Below are 17181 nucleotides of genomic sequence, written 5' to 3'. Positions count from 1 at the left end.
ATGAGTCAAAACAGACTCAAATCAAAAATTCGTCCGGAGGCTCCTTGCGCTGGCCGAAGTGCCACTGGATAGCGTCCACAATCCGGCGGCAGGCCTGGCCATCTCCATAGGGATTGACGGCATGGGCCATCGCGGCGTAGGCGTCTGGGTTTTCCAGAAGTTCCTCGGCCATCGCTGTGATGCGGCTGTAATCCACGCCGGCCAGTCTAGCCGTGCCCGCCTTAACGGCTTCAGGTCGCTCGGTCTCCCGGCGGAGGACAAGAACGGGCTTACCAAGAGCGGGAGCCTCCTCCTGAAGACCGCCGGAGTCAGTCATGACCATATAACACCGGGCCATCAGATTGTGCATCTCCTCCACATTTAAGGGGGGGATCAGGTGGGCGTTTTCAACGCCGTCTAGATGCCGATGGGCGCACTCCTGGACCACAGGGGAGAGGTGGACAGGGTAGACCAGAGATACCTCGGGATGAGTCCGGGCAATATAGGCCAGAGCAGCCATAATATCCTCCATGGGCTGACCATAGTTTTCCCTCCGATGGCAGGTAACTAATACAACTTTTCGTTTTTCATACTCCAACTGGTCAAGGAGCCTTTCTGTAAAGGGAAAATCCTTTCTCACTGTAGTTTGAAGGGCATCAATGACCGTGTTACCTGTGAGAAAAATCCCGTTCGTAATATTTTCACGGGTTAGGTTGTCCCGGTTTGACACAGTGGGGCAAAAGTGCAGATCGGCGATAGATCCCACCATTTTTCGGTTCATTTCTTCTGGAAAGGGAGACCACTTGTCATAGGTTCGAAGGCCGGCCTCCACGTGGCCTACTGGTATCTTGTGATAGAACGCGGCCAGGGCCCCCGCAAAGGTAGTGGAAGTATCCCCGTGGACCAGTACAAGGTCAGGCTTCGCCTCCTCCAGCACCTGCTCCATGCCCAGCAGGCATTTAGAGGTGATAGTGGATAAGGTCTGTCGGGGCTCCATGATATTCAAGTCGTAGTCAGGTTTTAACCGAAAAATATCCAGTACAGAGTCCAACATCTCCCGGTGTTGAGCTGTGACACAGCACAGAGCGTCTATGCCGGGGCGCTTCGATAGCTCTAGGGCCAGAGGGGCCATTTTGATGGCCTCCGGCCGGGTGCCGAAGATCGTCATAACTTTCAGGTCGCTCATTTTTCAGACTGGTCCTCCTCACCAAAGAAGTTGTCGTTGCCAGAAATCTGTGTCTTGTGATGCCTTCCTGGGTCCTGAGGCGTATGCCTCCCGTCATTGTGTGTCAGAAACAGGCCGGCAGCCAGACCGCCGGCCGCGCAAAGCGCGACCAGAAACAGCATGGCTTTGAATACCCCACTGGTGGTCAGCACTACGGCGGACAGGCCTAGGATCGCACTGATGATATAGAGCACAGCGACTGCCTGCTTTTGGGAAAAGCCCATGTCGATCAGTCGATGGTGGATGTGCCCACGGTCTGGAGTCATAGGGGACTGCCCCTTGGATACCCGACGGAGGATTGCGAAACAGGTGTCAAAAATGGGCAGACCAAGCATGAGGAATGGGACCGCAAAGGAGATGATCATGTGGAACTTGAACAGACCCTGAATGGACACAGAGGCCAGGATAAAGCCCAAAAAGGTTGACCCGGTGTCCCCCATAAAGATTTTGGCGGGATTCAGGTTATAGGGCAGGAAGCCGATGCAGGCGCCGGCCAGGGCGGCCATCAGAAGGGCCACATCCGGCTCAGATACAGTCAAAGCGATGACCAGCAGAGTCATGGAGCTGATGGTGGAAACTCCGCAAGCCAGTCCGTCCAGACCGTCAATCAGATTGACGGCGTTTGTGATGCCCACGATCCACAATACAGAGATGGGGATAGACAGCCATCCCAGCTCCCAGTAAGGCTCGCTGCTGAAAATATTAGGGTTGGAGAGAAACTCGATCTTATTCCCCGCCCACACGGCGACAAGGGCAGCGGCGATCTGTACCAAGAATTTAGGTTTGGCGGGGAGGGCATAGATGTCGTCAAAAATTCCTAGTATGACGATGATGACACCGCCTAAAAGCATTCCACGCAGCTGCTCCGTCAGCGGGACAAATAGGAGGACGCTGAGCATGAAGCCAAAAAAGATGGCCAGTCCACCCATACGGGGGATCGGGTGATCATGCATCCTCCGCCCGTCCTTTGGGATATCCACCGCGCCGACACGAAAGGCCAGCGATTTCACAACAGGAGTGGCAATCAGAGATACCACCGCAGCGGTTAGCAGGGCGGCCAAAGCCATCCCCACCACAGAAAGTTGAATCGGCATATCAAATCCTCTTTTGCGTTTTTCTGACCAGCTTTGCCCTTCGGGCCAAGCCGCAGAGGCGGATGAAGTGGCAAAATAGAGTCAGCGGGCCACAAAGCCTACCTTTTTATAGACCTTACGAAGCGTCTTGTTCGCTACATAGGATGCCTTCTGGGCCCCTTCGGTGTAGACCTTCTCCAGATAAGCCTTATCCGCCAAAATGTGGGTAGCCTCCTCCCGGATGGGGCGCAGGCACTCCACGACTGCCTCGCCCACAGCGGGCTTGAATTTGCCATAGCCTAGGCCGTCAAACTCGGCCTCAATCTCCTCAAAGGTCTTACCAGTGACGGCGGAATAAATGTTCATCAGGTTGGCCACTCCTGGCTTGTGCTCCGGGTCGAAATGGACGCATCGCTCCGTGTCGCTGTCGGTGATAGCCCGCTTGAACTTTCTGGCGATGTCCTCCGGCTTCTCCATCAGGAAGACACAGCCCTCTGGGATGGACTTAGACATCTTGGAATCAGGAGTAGTCAGTCCCATAATACGGGCACCGGCCTTCGGGATATAGGGCTCCGGCATTTTGAATACATCACCGTAAATCCCGTTGAAACGCTGGACAATGTTCCGGGTCAGCTCCACGTGCTGCTTCTGATCCTCTCCAACGGGGACAAAGTCGGGCTGGTAGAGGAGAATATCGGCCGCCATGAGAGCGGGATAGGTGAACAAACCGCCGTTGATGTTGTCCTTATGCTTGGCGGATTTGTCCTTGAACTGAGTCATCCGGGACAGCTCGCCAAACATGGTGTAGCAGTTGAGTACCCAGCCCAGCTCCGCGTGGGCAGGGACATGAGACTGGATGAAGAGAGTGTTTTTTTCAGGATCCAGGCCGCAGGCGATGTACTGGGCCAGCTGCTCCAGCGTGCGGCGCCGCAGGGCGGCGGGGTCCTGCCGGACTGTGATGGTGTGCATATCTGCCATAAAATAGTAGCAGTCGAACTCCTCGGCCCGGGCGGCCCAATTTTTGATGGCACCCAGGTAGTTACCCAGGTGCAGATCTCCGCTGGGCTGGATGCCGGAGAGCATTACTTTTTTTTCGTCCATCTGGTGTTGCTCCTTTATTTTAGGGCACAGAGGATAAGCGCCCATATAATATCATTTTATTTTAACACTTTATAAAAAGAATGGCAATAAAAGATTGAACGAAGAGGGATGATTTCCTTGTAGATGTTTTATTTCTGTGATAGACTTTTTCTGGAAAGAAAAATATTGGAATCGTTTTCTTCTGATACCGGCACATCCCATTTTTTCACTATGATTCAGCAAGGGGGGAGAGGAGTGTCGTGGTTTGTTTATATCCTCCGCTGTGGAGATGGGACACTGTATACTGGGATCACCGACGACGTAGACCGCCGCCTAGCCGCTCACCGGGCGGGCAGAGGGGCCAAATATACCAGGGGGAGAGGCCCGCTAGAGCTATGCTACACAGAGGCGCAGCCAGACAAGCCTGCCGCCCTGCGCCGGGAGCTGGCGCTCAAAAAGCTTCGCCGGGAACAGAAAGAGAAATTAATCCAAACATGGCACAGGAGCGCCAGATAACTGGCGCTCCTGTGTGACTTATGCCTTGGGCTGTGTGATAATAGCGGTGAGGCCATCGGCTCCGCCGATGACGCCGATCTGCTCACTGTCCAAAGGGCTGAAAGATGAGTCCGCGGGCTGGGGGGTAGTGTCGGTGGGGCTATCAGCTTCGCCGATGACGTCCAAAATGGCCAGGGAATAGCCGTCCAGAATACTGCTTTGGCTCCCTTCGGCGGCCACCACGTGGTCAATGGTGACCAGGTCCCCAACATTCAAGGTGACTACCTCACGGTTCTGAGCGGCGGAGATGGAGTAAAACACGTCCTCTCCCTCCAGACGGACGAAATAGTAGGTGTTGCCCTCCAGCACAGCACTCCGAATTTCTGCCACAATGCCGCTGACCTGCGTCTGGGGAAGCTCTTCCGCCTGTGTTACTCCCTTTTCGGTGAGCTGACGGATATAGGCCTGCTCACAGGCGGTGACTGAGTTTCCAGTCGCCACGATATCATATCGGGCCACATTGACCATAGCGTAACTCTTTACCAAACTGGCTGCATCCTTAAGGGGGATGAAATAGGTGGGCTCTCCAGCGATGTTCAGCAGCAGGGGGAAGGTAGCCTCATATCCCAAGTCCTGGACCACGCCCTGTGCAGAAGCCATGGCGGCATACTCTGTAGCGCCGGGAGCATCATAAAATTTGGTCTCCTTGGTCCTCTGGTTACTGAGCAGGAAGCCTAGGTTGGACTGGTCAGCGTTTGCGGAAGTAATACCAGTATACACATACACGTCATCGTTGAGAGCGATATAGTTATACCCCTCGGTGGTGACAGTCACACCCCGCTGGCCCAGAATGGAATTGATGAAGCCGTTGACCAGGGTTCCATGGTAATCGTACTGCTCCATGATCAGGGCGGGGGTATACACATTGTCTACCCAGGTTGGGACTTCGCTGATGTCGTAATAGACGCTCTCCCCGGTAATGGCGTCGCACAGTACGGCCCCCTGGATATCCCGGCCACCGAACAGACCGATGGTCTTGACCACTCGGGGAGCGATCCACCAGGGGTGTCCATCCTCGTCAATCTCAAATTGGGGGGTGTCAAAGAGAAAAGTGGGGTACTGGAAACGGAGATGGCGCATGATGTTCCGGTTCAGGGGCTCGGAGAAGGAGTACTTCATGCCCTCAGTCAAGCGAGTAACTGTGGCCTCCTGGGTGACCATATCTACCAACACATAGGCGGGCAGGCCCTCGCTCCGGTTGGTGAACCACTTGATGAGATCAGCGTAGGCGATAGGAGCCACCCGGACAGGCCGCCCCTGGTAGTTGATCTGGGTGGAGTCATTGGAGTATTCAAACTGACTGACCATATCGCTGAGTGTACCCATCTGACGGTCGCCCAGATACTCGGCGGACTCCCGATCTAGAGTGGGGATCTTATCAAAAGAGATTTGGCTGATGTCTTCCGTGAACTTACCATCCTCTACTGTGAGCAGATCCCGGTAAGAGGACGCGCGGAAGATGGGCAGGGAAATAATCTGCCCCACCAGCGCGACCGCCAATACCACCACGAACAGGATGCCGACCGGAAGACAGCGGCTCTTGACAAACCGGACCCACTCCTTCAGCTTTTCAGCCGGGGTGCGTACCACGTTGTCTCTGGGGGCACCGGACAGCAAAAACACACAGATCACATAGACGACACATAGAAGGGCGAGGAAGGTGTAAAAATCACTGGACTGGGGATTGATGGCAGGCAGACTGACATAAAAGTAGAGGAAGCCAACCACCGCTGTGATGACCAGACTGAGAAGGGTGCGCCCAAAGCCTGTTTTGAGGAAAGGGGACCCAGACCGTTCTTTTTTCAAATTAATTCTCCTTTTATCATAGTTCTGAGGGTGCTGAAAAAATATCATAATATATCATAGACGATTTTTTAAAAAAAAGCAATCAAGAGCGCATTAAAATTGGATAAAAACGGAACCGCTGGAAGAAATGAGAAAATAAAAAAACAGGGTTGACTTTTACGCAACGTCAACTGATACAATGCAGAGCAAGGAGGGAAAGCGATGGAATATTCGATTCAGGAAATGTCGAAGCTGGCTGGCGTGACCACCCGCGCGCTGCGCTGGTACGACAAGATCGGCCTGCTGAAGCCGAGCCGTACCGCTGAGAGCGGATACCGTTATTATGGCCCGGCTGAGGTGGACCGACTCCAGGATATCCTGTATTACCGTGCCCTCGGGGTGGAGCTGGCGCGGATACGGGAAAGTCTGGACGACCCCTCCTTCGACCGATTGTCTGCCCTGCGGAGTCATCTGTCCACGTTGATGGCAGAAAGGGCCAGAATCGAAAAGCTGATAGGTTCTGTAAAGGAAACTATCCTGTCATTGGAAAGGAATGATGTTATGATGGATGAACAGAAATTTCAGGCTTTTAAGCGGCGTGCCGTAGAGGAAAATGAGAAAAGATATGGGGCGGAGATCCGCCAAACATACGGTGACCAGGAGATGGACCAGGCCAATGCGTCTGTGATGGGGCTGACACAAGAGCAGTATCGTCAGTGGGAGTCTCTCGGTCAGGAGATACGCTCCAAACTTCGGCAGGCTGTAGAAATGGGTGACGCCCCATCGGGAGAGAAAGGGGAGGAGCTGGCGGCTCTCCATCGCCGCTGGCTTACGATCTCCGGAAATCAGTATGATGTGGACAGGCATAAGGGACTGGCCGAATTATATGTGGCAGATGAGCGGTTTACCGCTTACTATGACAGAGAGACAGATGGATGTGCACAGTTCCTGCGAGATGCCATCCTGCATTGGGCAGGTAAGCTGTAAGGAGAAGGAGGCGGGCGCCCGATCTGTTCGGGGCCCGCCTCCTTAAAAAATCCTTGACAAAAGCAGGTTACAGTTGTAGACTTATAAAGGGTTACAAGTGTAGACTGCTTTAGGAGGTAGGTACCATGCAGGACATAGCGGCCAAAATATCAGATTCAGAGCTGGAAGTGTTAGAGGTGCTCTGGGAGGCAGAGGAGGCCCTGCCCATCGCGCCCATACGAAAGCGGCTGGAGGAGCGCCGTGGTTGGGACAGCTCTACAATCAAGACTCTTTTGCGCCGCCTGTGCGAGAAAGGGGCGGTAGAGGCCAGAAGGAGAGAGTCCTTTTATTATCGCCCTGTCTTGAACAGGGAGGATTATCAGCGATGGTCTACCCGCTCTCTGATTCAGAGGGTTTACCGGGGAAGTGCCAAAGATTTGGTGGCCAGCCTGGTGCGGGGAGATCAGCTGACCGATCAGGACTTAGATGAGCTGAGGGCTCTGCTGGACCGGGAGGGGAGCCATGGCTGATCACTTGCTGCTGCTGATGTCGCTGGCCCTTTCAGGAAGCCTGATGGCTGTGACAGTGGCATTTTTCCGCACCCTGTTAAAGAAACGAACCCCGAGAGCCTTTTGGTATTATCTTTGGCTATTGGCACTGCTCCGGTTCCTGTGCCCTCTGGGTACCCAGCAGAGCCTGAGTGACCGGCTGATGGAGCGGCCGGCGGAGCTTTGGGTGACGGTTTCTGAAGCAGGGGAGGGGCGGCCTGTTCCGGAAAAGGAAGGGGCCATCACGATTGCTGGAGAGGGAGATAAATCGGAAACGAAATTTTGGCCTTATGTACTGGCTGCCCTTTGGGGCTTAGGCGCTATCACCGCGCTGGCGGCCCGCTATTTTGGCTGCCGCCGCCTCCGGCAAGAGCTGGACAGAACGGCTTACCCAACAGACGAATGGGAACAGGCGGTCTATCGGCAGTTGGCTGGCAGGCGAAAGGACGTCCCACTCCTCTTGCGGACAGGGGGAGTCGAAAGCCCTGTACTGATCGGCCTATTCCGCCCCATCATTTACCTTCCAGAGGAGAAGCTGGAACGACGCGCCCTGCTCTATGCCCTCTCCCATGAGCTGGTCCACTGGCGGCGCCGGGACCTGGCCTATAAACATCTGGTGGTATTGGTGACCTCGCTGTACTGGTTTGATCCAGTTGTCTGGCTGATGGCAAGGGCCATAGACAGGGATAGCGAGCTGTCTTGTGACCAGGAGGTGGTCAAAAATATGTCCCTGCACCAGCGGACGGACTATGGAAGGACGCTATTGTGGGCGGCGGAGCGCCAGGGCAGGGGAGTGCGTCCTCTCTCTGCACCCTTTGGAAGTCAAAAAAATTGTTTGAGAGAAAGGATTGAGGCGATTATGAAGGTAAGAAAAACATCAAAGCTGACAAAAGCGGCCCTTTGGGTGGTGACAGCCGCCGCAGCGATCTCTTTTGTAGTGGTAGGGGCCTACGCGGGCGGAGAGCGTACCTCCTCCGCGGCGGAACCGACTGTAGTACAGGGGCCTGTGCCGTCGGAGGAGATGTCCGTCCCTTCCGAGTTGTCCTGGCCCTTTGATGGGGGGAAAGAGGTCAAGATCAGTGCCCTGTTTGAAGGCAGAGTCCACCCAATTACCGGGAAGCGATCGGAGCATACGGGGATCGACTTCGTTTTGGAGAAGGATACCCCCGTGCTGGCTGCCGCTCAGGGTACAGTGATCGAAGTGGGCTATAACACGGAGTACGGCAATTATGTGGAGCTCTCCCACGGCGGAGGTCTAAGCACCAAATACGCCCATCTTGTGTCTGGCGATTTCTGCCAGGAGGGCGATCAGGTCACAGCTGGTCAACAGATCGGGGCGGTGGGAAAAACAGGAAAAAGCACCGGATACCACCTCCATTTTGAAACGATGCTGGATGGAGTTTGGGTAGACCCTATGGACTATTTCCCAGAGGCGAGGGTGACCAACGGGGCGGCATAGGAAAGAAAATTGAAAGCTGAACCATCTGCGGGGCCGTTTTTCGGCCCCGTATTTTTAAAAATGAAACAAAATAGAGAAAACCCTTGAAAAGGGCTGGAATAGCGGCTATGATAAAAAAGTTGTGTGTTTTATTATTGAGGAGGAGAAAAGATGACTGATTTAAAACCCCAGCTTTTTCGATGTCTAAAGGGCTATTCCAAAGATCGGTTTTTGAAAGACCTGGCCGCAGGAGTGATCGTCGCCATTATTGCCCTGCCGCTCTCCATTGCTTTGGCTCTGGCCTCTGGTGTATCTCCGGAACAGGGCCTCTATACAGCTATTGTGGCTGGATTCTTGATCTCTGCCTTGGGCGGGAGTAAAGTGCAGATCGCAGGTCCCACCGCGGCCTTTGCCACCATTGTAGCAGGTATCGTGGCCCGCAGCGGAATGGCTGGACTGGCTACGGCTACTTTGCTGGCCGGCGTCATGCTGGTACTGATGGGGATTCTTCATATGGGCAGTATGATTAAGTTTATTCCTTATACTATTACAATCGGATTTACTGCCGGTATCGCAGTCACAATCGTCATTGGCCAGCTAAAGGATTTCTTTGGGTTGACCTTTCAGCAGGCCCCTGTGGAAACGATGGAAAAGCTGGAAGAAGTGGTTCGAACCTTCCATACCGTCAACCCGGCTGCCATGGCGGTTGGGATACTGTCCCTGTCGATTCTGCTCCTCTGGCCTAGGGTTTCGAAAAGGATACCTGCCTCACTGATCGCGGTACTGTTGACGGCGGCGGTGGTTGGACTGCTGGATCTGCCGGTCAATACGATTGGCGATCTCTATGTCATTTCCAGTGCGCTGCCTGCGTTCCAAATGCCCGATTTGTCCTATGAGACAGTGTCCGCGGTCCTGCCGGACGCCTTCACCATCGCTGTGCTGGCGGCCATCGAATCTCTGCTGTCCGCAGTTGTGGCAGATGAGATGATCGGCTCACGGCACAATTCCAATATGGAACTGGTGGCCCAGGGGGTAGGAAATAGCGCCTCGGCCCTGTTCGGAGGAATTCCGGCGACCGGTGCCATCGCGCGTACCGCCGCCAACATCAAAAACGGCGGCACATCCCCTGTGGCCGGCATGGTACACGCTCTGGTGCTGCTTCTGGTTCTGGTCCTTCTGATGCCTTACGCGGCGCTGATTCCGATGCCCTGCATAGCGGCCATCCTATTCCAGGTGGCCTACAATATGAGTGGCTGGCGTACTGTACTGAAGGTAGCAAAGACTTCACCCAAAAGTGACATCGCGGTTTTGGTCCTCACTTTTATCCTCACAGTAGCCTTTGATCTGGTGGTGGCCATTGGGGTGGGGCTGTCCCTGGCCTGCCTGCTGTTTATGAAGCGTATGGCCGACGTAGCGGTTGTCAAGGAGTGGGAGTATGTGGAGGACACGGGAGATGAACAGGGCCGCCTGAAGCCTGTACCGGCCTATGTCATGGTATATGAGATCAGCGGTCCTATGTTTTTCGGCGCCGCCGATAAGATCCCACATATGGAGCGGGACAATGGATGTCGGGTTCTGATTTTGCGGATGCGGTCAGTCCCCGCTATGGATATCACAGCCTTAAATGGTCTGCGCCGCCTTTATGACGAGTGTGTAAGAAAAAATATTAATGTAGTATTTTCCCATGTGAACGAACAGCCCATGTCAGTCTTTCGAAAATCTGGTATGTATGATTTGGTAGGAGCGGAAAATTTTCAGCCGAATATCGATGTAGCGCTGGAACGAGCTATCTCAATAGGTGGTATGCCTGTATGAGAAAGGTTATTCTCTATATTGCCGTGAGCTTAGACGGTTTCATCGCAGACCGCCAGGGAGGGGTGGACTGGCTGGAACAGGCATCTAAGGGTGAGGAGAACAGCGGCTATGACGAGTTTATCCAAAAGGTCGATACTGTTCTCATGGGATATAAGACCTACCATCAGGTGACCACACAGCTCTCTCCAGATCAGTGGCCCTATCAGGGGTTGACGACCTATGTATTGACCCACCGCCATCTGGACGATCAAAAAGGCATCCATTTTTTTAACGGGCCGTTGGATCAACTGTTAGACTGTTTGAAGGAAGAAAAAGGGAAGAATATCTGGTTGTGCGGAGGGGCAGAGCTGGTCCGCCAGGCGGCAGAGGCCGACCAAATCGACCAGATTCGTTTGACCATCCTGCCTGTCCTGCTGGGGGGCGGCTTCCGCTTGTTCGGAGAGCGGGAGGAGAGTACCTTCCTGCATCTGACTGACTGTTGCAGGCGGGGAGAAATGGTAGAATGTATCTATGACAGAAGGTAAACAGAACAGGAAAGGGAGGGAAAACCGATGGTTTTCCCTCCCTTTCAAATTTGACAGGTTTTTTTCAGGGCTTCTATATCCCATACGAAGATGGTGCTGTAGCCCAGTTCAATGATGCCCTGCCGAGCCAACTGGCTCAGAACGCGGCTCACGGTCACTCGGCTGGCAGATACAGAGGAGGCGATGTCCTCCTGTGTACAGCGGACCGGGCCGCCAGTGGGGGAGAGTGACAGCAGATATCGGGCGATCCGCCATTGGGCCGGGCGGAAGGCCATCTGGTCCAGTTGAGTAGAGAGCAGACGCACAGTTCTGGCAAGATATTTCATCATAGCCAGGGCCAGTTCTGGGTCCTTTTCAATCTCCTCGGTGACCAGCTCCCGGTCAATCGCCACGATCTCACAGCTTGTGAGGGCCACAGCAGAGGATACTCGCGGCAGCTCGTCAAAAAAGGAGGCCTCTCCAAATAGGCTGCCAGGGCCGTAGACATTGAGCGCCCGCTCCGCGCCGTCCTCTGACTGGATGAAGCTGCGCACTTGCCCCTCCTTCAGATAGTAGAAGCAGGTGGCCTCGGTCCCCTGAAGATAGATCAGATAGCCCGGTGAGCACCGGATTGGGGGACGCCCCTGGGCAAAAGGCGCCCAGATGTGAGCGGGAAAGTCCAAATCAAAGGCATTCATATAGCGTATCGCTCCTGATTATCAACTGATATCGAGACAGATTAGAGTTCGTCCTGATAGGGAGGGGAGAAGAGGTCACATTCCAACCAGTTTCCTGACAGTGTTTGCCGTTCGGATGGTCAGTTTTCTACTAATAGCGGCGCTGGCGGTCTTGGGCCACCAATTTGTTTTCTGATAGTCCTTCCGGCTGAATGACCAGAAGATAGCTTCTTTATAGTTCTGAATCTGTTCCAGTCCTTCTCTGGGCGTCCCAATCTCGTCCAATACCTGGGAAAAGACAGCCGGCGGCATAATAAAGATCAGGTTATCGTATATCCCTTCTCGTCCGGCGCCCCACCAAGCGGGGGCGTTTTGCAGGATATCCTCCAGATCCTGCCTTAAGATGACAAAGACCGGTATGTCAAAACCAAATTTGACTTTTATCATGCTCTCAATCTGACTGGCTAATTCCTCTCTGCCGTTCCGGTCGCTAGAAAAGAGGACATTTCCACTATTTAGGTATGTTTTGACCGCTCCAAAGCCCAGATTTTCAAAACCTGTTTTTAGTTCCGCCATGGGAATTTTATTTTTGCCGCTGATATTGACGCCCCTTAAAAAAGCGATGTACAGATTCATTGAATCAAGCTCCTATCTGATTGCCTATATTTTTATCTGAGTGTTTCTGACCGGATCATTTCACATTGACAGTGAAAGAAATGGAGGATCTCATTTTTAGAGAACGGCCAGCAAGGTTCTTCACCATACTCATCTTGGAAAAAATCGATCATTTCTTCGCTGGTCATTGGAGATAGGCTCGCCTTATAGCCGCGCCAAAACTCAAGTTGGATTTCCTGCCAATCCTTATAATTCTTCTTGCTTATAAGGATACAATCTTCCAAGTAGATCAGTGTTGCCCTATTTTTGCCCATCCTGCTCACTCCTGAAAATGGCATTTGTCATTTTGGGCTGCCAACGGCTCCCGTCTAAAAGAGGAAAATCAATTTTTGATTTAATTGTAACATAGTTTACATTCTTTTTCAAATCTGTTTGCTACCATATCGTTAACAACGGCAAGGAGGTAAATTTTATGGGAATGACCATGACACAGAAGATACTGGCCAAACACGCTGGACTGGAACAGGTGGAAGTAGGGCAGCTCATTGAGGCCAAGCTGGATATGGTGCTGGGGAATGACATCACCACTCCTGTGGCTATTACCGAGTTTGAAAAGGCCGGATTTACCCAGGTCTTTAACAAAGATAAGATCACCATTGTCCTGGACCACTACACCCCCTGCAAGGACATCAAGTCGGCCCAGCTGTGCAAGCAGGCCAGAGAATTTGCGCATAAGCACCAGATCACAAACTTTTTCGATGTGGGCCAGATGGGCGTGGAGCATGCTCTGCTCCCAGAAAAAGGCCTGTGTGCCCCCGGTGAGATCATCGTAGGGGCCGACTCCCACACCTGTACATACGGAGCTCTGGGAGCCTTCTCCACCGGCATCGGCTCCACCGACATGGCTGCCGCCATGGCCACGGGACTGCTGTGGTTCAAGGTGCCCTCCGCCATCAAGGTCACATTGAAGGGCAAGCTGCAGCCCCATGTGTCCGGCAAGGATGTCATCCTCCATCTTATCGGGACCATCGGAGTGGATGGAGCTCTGTATCAGTCCCTAGAGTTCACGGGCGAGGGAGTATCTTCCCTGACCATGGACGACCGTTTCACCATTTCCAACATGGCCATTGAGGCAGGGGGCAAGAACGGTATTTTCCCAGTAGACGAGAGGACCATGGAGTATATTAATGGCCGTGTGAACCGCCCCTGTGAGGCATTTTGCGCCGACTCCGACGCCGTATACGAGCGCGAGGTGGTCATTGACCTCGACCAGTTGGAGCCTACTGTGGCTATGCCGCATCTGCCGGAAAATACCAAGGTGGTCAGCGAGGTGGCTGGGCTGCCCATTGACCAGGTGGTCATTGGCTCCTGCACCAACGGACGTATCCAGGATCTGCGCATCGCCGCCGCTATCATGAAGGGGAAAAAGGTGGCCGCAAATGTCCGGTGTGTTGTTATCCCCGCCACACAGGAGATCATCCTTCAGGCCATGAAGGAGGGACTCATTGAAACCTTTATCCAGGCCGGGGCAGCTGTATCCACCCCAACCTGCGGCCCCTGTCTTGGTGGTCATATGGGCGTCATGGCGGAGGGAGAGCGTACCGTTTCCACCACCAACCGCAACTTCGTGGGCCGCATGGGCCATGTGACCAGCGAGGTCATCCTGGCCTCTCCCGCTGTGGCCGCCGCCTCCGCCATCGCCGGGTGTGTAGCCGATCCACGCAAGTAAAAAGCAAAGCCTTTTATTGAGGTTTGCATTAAAATTTAGAAGTTAGGGATCACCAGGGAGCACACAGCTTGGTAAAACCTGCCTTGAGCTTCTGGAGCGAAAGGACACCATGTGTTTCTCATTCTTAACTCCTAACGACAACGGACTCCTTTGACTTTGAACAGAAAGGAACAACTCCTATGAAAGTATATAAATACGGCGCCAACGTGGACACCGACGTGATCATCCCCGCCCGGCATTTGAACGACCCCAGCCCCGCCGCTTTGGCCTCCCATTGTATGGAGGACATCGACGCTGGATTCGCGTCCTCTGTCCAGCCCGGCGACATTATCGTAGCCGGTCCCAACTTCGGCTGCGGCTCCAGCCGGGAGCACGCCCCTCTGGCCATCAAATCCTGCAAAGTAAAATGTGTCATCGCCCCCTCCTTTGCCCGTATCTTCTACCGCAACGCCATCAACATCGGGCTGCCTATCGTGGAGTGCGCCCAGGCGGCGGAGGAGATCCAGGCCGGGGACCAGGTGGACGTGGACTTTGCCACCGGAGTCATCACCGATCAGACCACCGGCAAGACTTATCAGGCCGCCCCCTTCCCGGAGTTTATTGAAGGGATCATCCGGAGCGGCGGACTGCTCAACTCACTGAAGGAGCGGGGGGTAGCGAAATGAACTTTAAGATCGCCCTGATCCGGGGCGACGGCATCGGCCCAGAGGTGGTTGGCGAGGCCGTCAAAGTCATGGAGGCCGTAGGCAAGAAATTTGGCCATAGCTTCTCCTTTGAGGATGTGCTGATGGGTGGCTGCGCCATCGACGCGGTGGGCAAGAGCTACCCCGAAGGCACCGCCGAGAAGTGCAAGGCCTGTGACGCTGTGCTGTTAGGCGCGGTGGGCGGCCCCAAGTGGGGCCACGCCTCCGACCCGGAGAAGCGGCCGGAGACCGCCCTGCTGTCCATCCGCAAAGACCTGGGGCTGTATGCCAACCTACGCCCCGCCGCCCTGCGCCCCGCCTTGGCGGACGCCTGCCCCCTGAAGAAAGAGACGGCGGAAAAGGGCATCGATCTGATGATGGTGCGGGAATTGACAGGCGGCATCTATTTTGGCAAGCGGGAGCGGTATCAGACTGAGGACAGGGGTGAGGAGGCATCTGACCGGATGGCCTACTCCCAGATGGAGATCGAGCGTATCGGACGCCGGGCTTTTGAGCTGGCCCGCCTGCGCCGCCACAAGGTATCCAGTGTAGATAAGGCCAATGTGTTGGAGACCTCCCGCCTGTGGCGGTCTATCATGCACCGTCTTTCAGAGGAGTACTCTGATGTAGAATATGAGGATGTACTGGTAGACAATGCCGCCATGCAGTTGGTGAAGGACCCCAGCCAGTTTGACGTGGTGGTCACAGAAAATATGTTTGGTGACATCCTTTCCGACGAGGCATCTATGGTCACCGGCTCCATCGGACTGCTGCCTTCTGCATCCATCGGTGATACTGCCCCCGGCCTATATGAGCCGATTCATGGCTCTGCCCCGGATATCGCCGGTCAAGATAAGGCTAATCCAATCGCAACGATCCTTTCTGTGGGGATGATGTTCCGCTATTCCTTCCATCTTCCACATGAGGCTGATGCTATCGAACAGGCGGTAGATGCCGTGCTGGCTGAGGGCTGGCGGACCCAGGATATTGCGAAGTCGGGAGAGCAGACCATTGGCACGGTTCAGATGGGAGAGCTAATCCGAAGGAAACTATAAAAATAGAAGAAAGAGATCTGGTTCGCCAGGTCTCTTTTTGTTTCTCTTTCCCGGAGGCAACAAGTAGAAATTGCAAAATTAATTTTTTTCTCTTGCATTTTGGATCGTAATCGAATATAATATGCGTTGCAAAAATTGGGCCTCAGAATGAGAGGTTGAAGGAGGACACATGATATGAAGGAACTGTCTAAGATCGCCCTGGCAGTGGAGCCCTCTACTACTATGGCCATCGACGCTATGTTTAAGCAGATGAAGGCGGAGGGGCAGAATGTCATCGGCTTTGGTGCTGGAGAGCCTGACTTCCCCACCCCTGATTATATTAAGGAGGCTGGTATCCAGGCCATTCGGAACAACGAAACGAAATATACCCCTGCAGCCGGCACCATTGAGCTGCGCAAGGCTGTCTGCCAGCGGCTGAAGGAGGACTGCGGTGTAGACTATGAATATACCCAGATCGCTGTCTCTAACGGCGCGAAGCCCTGTGTCTATGTGGCCCTCCGCGCGCTTGTCAATCCAGGGGATGAGGTCATCTTGCCCGCTCCCTACTGGGTCAGTTATATCGAGCTGATCCGTATGGTGGGCGGTGTTCCGGTTGTGGTAGAGGCTACCGAGGCAGAGAATTTCAAGATTACGCCAGAGAAGCTGGCCGCCGCCATCACCTCAAAGACCAAATGTATGATCCTTAACAACCCATCAAACCCCACTGGCATGATGTATAGCCGCCAGGAGCTGGAGGCCATCTCTAAGGTCTGTGTGGAGCAGGATATTTATGTCATCTCTGACGAAATCTACTACGGGCTGGTCTATGACGGCGGACAGTTTGTCAGCCTGGCTGCCTTAGGCGAGGATATTAAAGAGCGCACCCTGCTGATTAACGGCGTGTCCAAGTCCTATGCCATGACCGGCTGGCGAATTGGCTATGTGGCTGCCCCCGCCAAGATTGCAAAGGTCATCGCCAATTTCCTCAGCCATTCCACTGGCTCCCCCTGCTCTATCTCTCAGAAAGCCTCGGCTCTCGCACTCTCCGCTTCTCAAGACTCCATTGAGGAGATGCGCAAGGCCTTTGAGGAGCGGCGCAACTATATGGTGGAACGGATGAATCAGATTGAGGGGGTCAGCTGCATCAAGCCTGAGGGCGCTTTCTATGTGATGATGAACATTGAGAAGCTCATTGGAAAAGAGCTCCATGGTACGGTGATTAAAGACTCTGATGACTTCGGAAACCTCTTCCTGAAGTACGGGAAGGTGGCGGTTGTCCCCGGGACCGGCTTTGCGGCACCGAATTTTGTCCGCTGGTCCTATGCCACCTCTATGGAGAACATCAAAGAGGGACTGGACCGTCTGGAGCGATTCCTGGCGGGAGAGACAATCTGAATACGATGAAAAATGGCCGTCCCTATGGGCGGCCATTTTCAATCATTAAAGTTTTGTGAAACTTTTAAGAAAGAGTAGCGG

At 53.9% G+C, this 17181-nt stretch carries 16 protein-coding genes; 10 read left to right on the top strand and 6 right to left on the bottom strand.

The genetic code is table 11. From position 1 onward, the window contains the following. Window positions 1–16: 16 nt before the first annotated feature. The 3 genes from wecB to trpS all read right to left on the bottom strand — a co-directional run bounded on the left by wecB (window position 17) and on the right by trpS (window position 3378). Window positions 17–1165 carry a non-hydrolyzing UDP-N-acetylglucosamine 2-epimerase gene (gene wecB, locus ACEVJK_RS05755; protein ID WP_374740194.1) on the bottom strand — a complete coding sequence of 383 codons (1149 nt, stop codon included), beginning with the start codon at window positions 1163–1165 and terminating at the stop codon, window positions 17–19. After that, window positions 1162–2298 carry an MraY family glycosyltransferase gene (locus ACEVJK_RS05750; RefSeq protein ID WP_147571820.1) on the bottom strand — a complete coding sequence of 379 codons (1137 nt, stop codon included), beginning with the start codon at window positions 2296–2298 and terminating at the stop codon, window positions 1162–1164. Before ACEVJK_RS05750 ends, wecB begins: the two co-directional genes overlap by 4 nt. Before the next feature lie 81 nt (window positions 2299–2379). Beyond that, window positions 2380–3378, bottom strand: a complete 999-nt coding sequence (trpS, locus tag ACEVJK_RS05745) for a tryptophan--tRNA ligase (RefSeq protein ID WP_147571819.1) — start codon at window positions 3376–3378, stop codon at window positions 2380–2382. Window positions 3379–3612: 234 nt separating this feature from the next. Here trpS and ACEVJK_RS05740 point away from each other — a divergent pair, with 234 nt between their 5' ends. Continuing rightward, entirely contained in the window at window positions 3613–3873 is a 261-nt protein-coding gene (locus ACEVJK_RS05740) for a GIY-YIG nuclease family protein (RefSeq protein WP_147571818.1), read from the top strand. Window positions 3874–3891: 18 nt separating this feature from the next. Here ACEVJK_RS05740 and ACEVJK_RS05735 read toward each other — a convergent pair whose 3' ends face one another. Continuing rightward, on the bottom strand, window positions 3892–5718 hold the full coding sequence (locus ACEVJK_RS05735; RefSeq protein WP_374740193.1) for a CvpA family protein: 1827 nt from the start codon (window positions 5716–5718) through the stop codon (window positions 3892–3894). 201 nt (window positions 5719–5919) lie between these two features. Between ACEVJK_RS05735 and ACEVJK_RS05730 the strand changes: the two genes are divergently transcribed. The 5 genes from ACEVJK_RS05730 to ACEVJK_RS05710 all read left to right on the top strand — a co-directional run bounded on the left by ACEVJK_RS05730 (window position 5920) and on the right by ACEVJK_RS05710 (window position 10988). Further along, window positions 5920–6684, top strand: coding sequence for a MerR family transcriptional regulator (locus ACEVJK_RS05730; RefSeq protein WP_240287631.1), 765 nt, complete (start codon window positions 5920–5922; stop codon window positions 6682–6684). Window positions 6685–6809: 125 nt separating this feature from the next. Further along, the gene (locus ACEVJK_RS05725) at window positions 6810–7193 is read left to right on the top strand and encodes a BlaI/MecI/CopY family transcriptional regulator (protein ID WP_147571816.1); all 384 of its coding nucleotides are present in this window, start codon (window positions 6810–6812) and stop codon (window positions 7191–7193) included. Next, a complete protein-coding gene (locus ACEVJK_RS05720) occupies window positions 7186–8670 on the top strand; it encodes a M56 family metallopeptidase (protein ID WP_374740192.1) in 1485 nt (494 codons plus the stop codon). Before ACEVJK_RS05725 ends, ACEVJK_RS05720 begins: the two co-directional genes overlap by 8 nt. Before the next feature lie 150 nt (window positions 8671–8820). Further along, window positions 8821–10464, top strand: coding sequence for a SulP family inorganic anion transporter (locus ACEVJK_RS05715; RefSeq protein WP_374740191.1), 1644 nt, complete (start codon window positions 8821–8823; stop codon window positions 10462–10464). After that, window positions 10461–10988, top strand: coding sequence for a dihydrofolate reductase family protein (locus tag ACEVJK_RS05710; RefSeq protein WP_374740190.1), 528 nt, complete (start codon window positions 10461–10463; stop codon window positions 10986–10988). The genes ACEVJK_RS05715 and ACEVJK_RS05710 overlap by 4 nt, the downstream gene beginning before the upstream one ends. A gap of 44 nt (window positions 10989–11032) precedes the next feature. Here ACEVJK_RS05710 and ACEVJK_RS05705 read toward each other — a convergent pair whose 3' ends face one another. Beyond that, on the bottom strand, window positions 11033–11665 hold the full coding sequence (locus ACEVJK_RS05705; protein WP_374740189.1) for a Crp/Fnr family transcriptional regulator: 633 nt from the start codon (window positions 11663–11665) through the stop codon (window positions 11033–11035). Between the two features lie 75 nt (window positions 11666–11740). Continuing rightward, entirely contained in the window at window positions 11741–12280 is a 540-nt protein-coding gene (locus ACEVJK_RS05700; RefSeq protein WP_374740188.1) for a DUF1697 domain-containing protein, read from the bottom strand. A 451-nt stretch (window positions 12281–12731) separates the two neighbouring features. Between ACEVJK_RS05700 and leuC the strand changes: the two genes are divergently transcribed. From leuC to ACEVJK_RS05680, 4 genes are all read left to right on the top strand, one after another. Further along, window positions 12732–13988 carry a 3-isopropylmalate dehydratase large subunit gene (leuC, locus tag ACEVJK_RS05695; RefSeq protein WP_147571810.1) on the top strand — a complete coding sequence of 419 codons (1257 nt, stop codon included), beginning with the start codon at window positions 12732–12734 and terminating at the stop codon, window positions 13986–13988. A 179-nt stretch (window positions 13989–14167) separates the two neighbouring features. Beyond that, on the top strand, window positions 14168–14653 hold the full coding sequence (locus ACEVJK_RS05690; protein WP_147571809.1) for a 3-isopropylmalate dehydratase small subunit: 486 nt from the start codon (window positions 14168–14170) through the stop codon (window positions 14651–14653). Further along, window positions 14650–15726, top strand: a complete 1077-nt coding sequence (gene leuB / locus ACEVJK_RS05685; protein WP_147571808.1) for a 3-isopropylmalate dehydrogenase — start codon at window positions 14650–14652, stop codon at window positions 15724–15726. Before ACEVJK_RS05690 ends, leuB begins: the two co-directional genes overlap by 4 nt. A 174-nt stretch (window positions 15727–15900) precedes the next feature. Continuing rightward, window positions 15901–17100, top strand: a complete 1200-nt coding sequence (locus ACEVJK_RS05680) for a pyridoxal phosphate-dependent aminotransferase (RefSeq protein WP_374740187.1) — start codon at window positions 15901–15903, stop codon at window positions 17098–17100. Window positions 17101–17181 lie beyond the last annotated feature (81 nt).

This window comes from Flintibacter sp. P01028, from assembly GCF_041925235.1.
GTDB lineage: Bacteria > Bacillota > Clostridia > Oscillospirales > Oscillospiraceae > Lawsonibacter > Lawsonibacter aceti.
Note: the sequence above shows the minus strand (reverse complement) of the source record. Positions and strands in the feature narration are given on the sequence as shown.

What these genes read in the sequence shown, in the direction of transcription:
- leuC (WP_147571810.1), top strand. Translation starts at nt 12,732, where the DNA reads ATGGGAATGACCATGACACAGAAGATACTGGCCAAACACGCTGGACTG.
- trpS (WP_147571819.1), bottom strand. Translation starts at nt 3,378, where the DNA reads ATGGACGAAAAAAAAGTAATGCTCTCCGGCATCCAGCCCAGCGGAGAT.
- ACEVJK_RS05710 (WP_374740190.1), top strand. Translation starts at nt 10,461, where the DNA reads ATGAGAAAGGTTATTCTCTATATTGCCGTGAGCTTAGACGGTTTCATC.
- leuB (WP_147571808.1), top strand. Translation starts at nt 14,650, where the DNA reads ATGAACTTTAAGATCGCCCTGATCCGGGGCGACGGCATCGGCCCAGAG.
- ACEVJK_RS05700 (WP_374740188.1), bottom strand. Translation starts at nt 12,280, where the DNA reads ATGAATCTGTACATCGCTTTTTTAAGGGGCGTCAATATCAGCGGCAAA.
- ACEVJK_RS05730 (WP_240287631.1), top strand. Translation starts at nt 5,920, where the DNA reads ATGGAATATTCGATTCAGGAAATGTCGAAGCTGGCTGGCGTGACCACC.
- ACEVJK_RS05750 (WP_147571820.1), bottom strand. Translation starts at nt 2,298, where the DNA reads ATGCCGATTCAACTTTCTGTGGTGGGGATGGCTTTGGCCGCCCTGCTA.
- ACEVJK_RS05720 (WP_374740192.1), top strand. Translation starts at nt 7,186, where the DNA reads ATGGCTGATCACTTGCTGCTGCTGATGTCGCTGGCCCTTTCAGGAAGC.
- ACEVJK_RS05705 (WP_374740189.1), bottom strand. Translation starts at nt 11,665, where the DNA reads ATGAATGCCTTTGATTTGGACTTTCCCGCTCACATCTGGGCGCCTTTT.
- ACEVJK_RS05725 (WP_147571816.1), top strand. Translation starts at nt 6,810, where the DNA reads ATGCAGGACATAGCGGCCAAAATATCAGATTCAGAGCTGGAAGTGTTA.
- ACEVJK_RS05680 (WP_374740187.1), top strand. Translation starts at nt 15,901, where the DNA reads ATGAAGGAACTGTCTAAGATCGCCCTGGCAGTGGAGCCCTCTACTACT.
- ACEVJK_RS05690 (WP_147571809.1), top strand. Translation starts at nt 14,168, where the DNA reads ATGAAAGTATATAAATACGGCGCCAACGTGGACACCGACGTGATCATC.
- ACEVJK_RS05715 (WP_374740191.1), top strand. Translation starts at nt 8,821, where the DNA reads ATGACTGATTTAAAACCCCAGCTTTTTCGATGTCTAAAGGGCTATTCC.
- wecB (WP_374740194.1), bottom strand. Translation starts at nt 1,165, where the DNA reads ATGAGCGACCTGAAAGTTATGACGATCTTCGGCACCCGGCCGGAGGCC.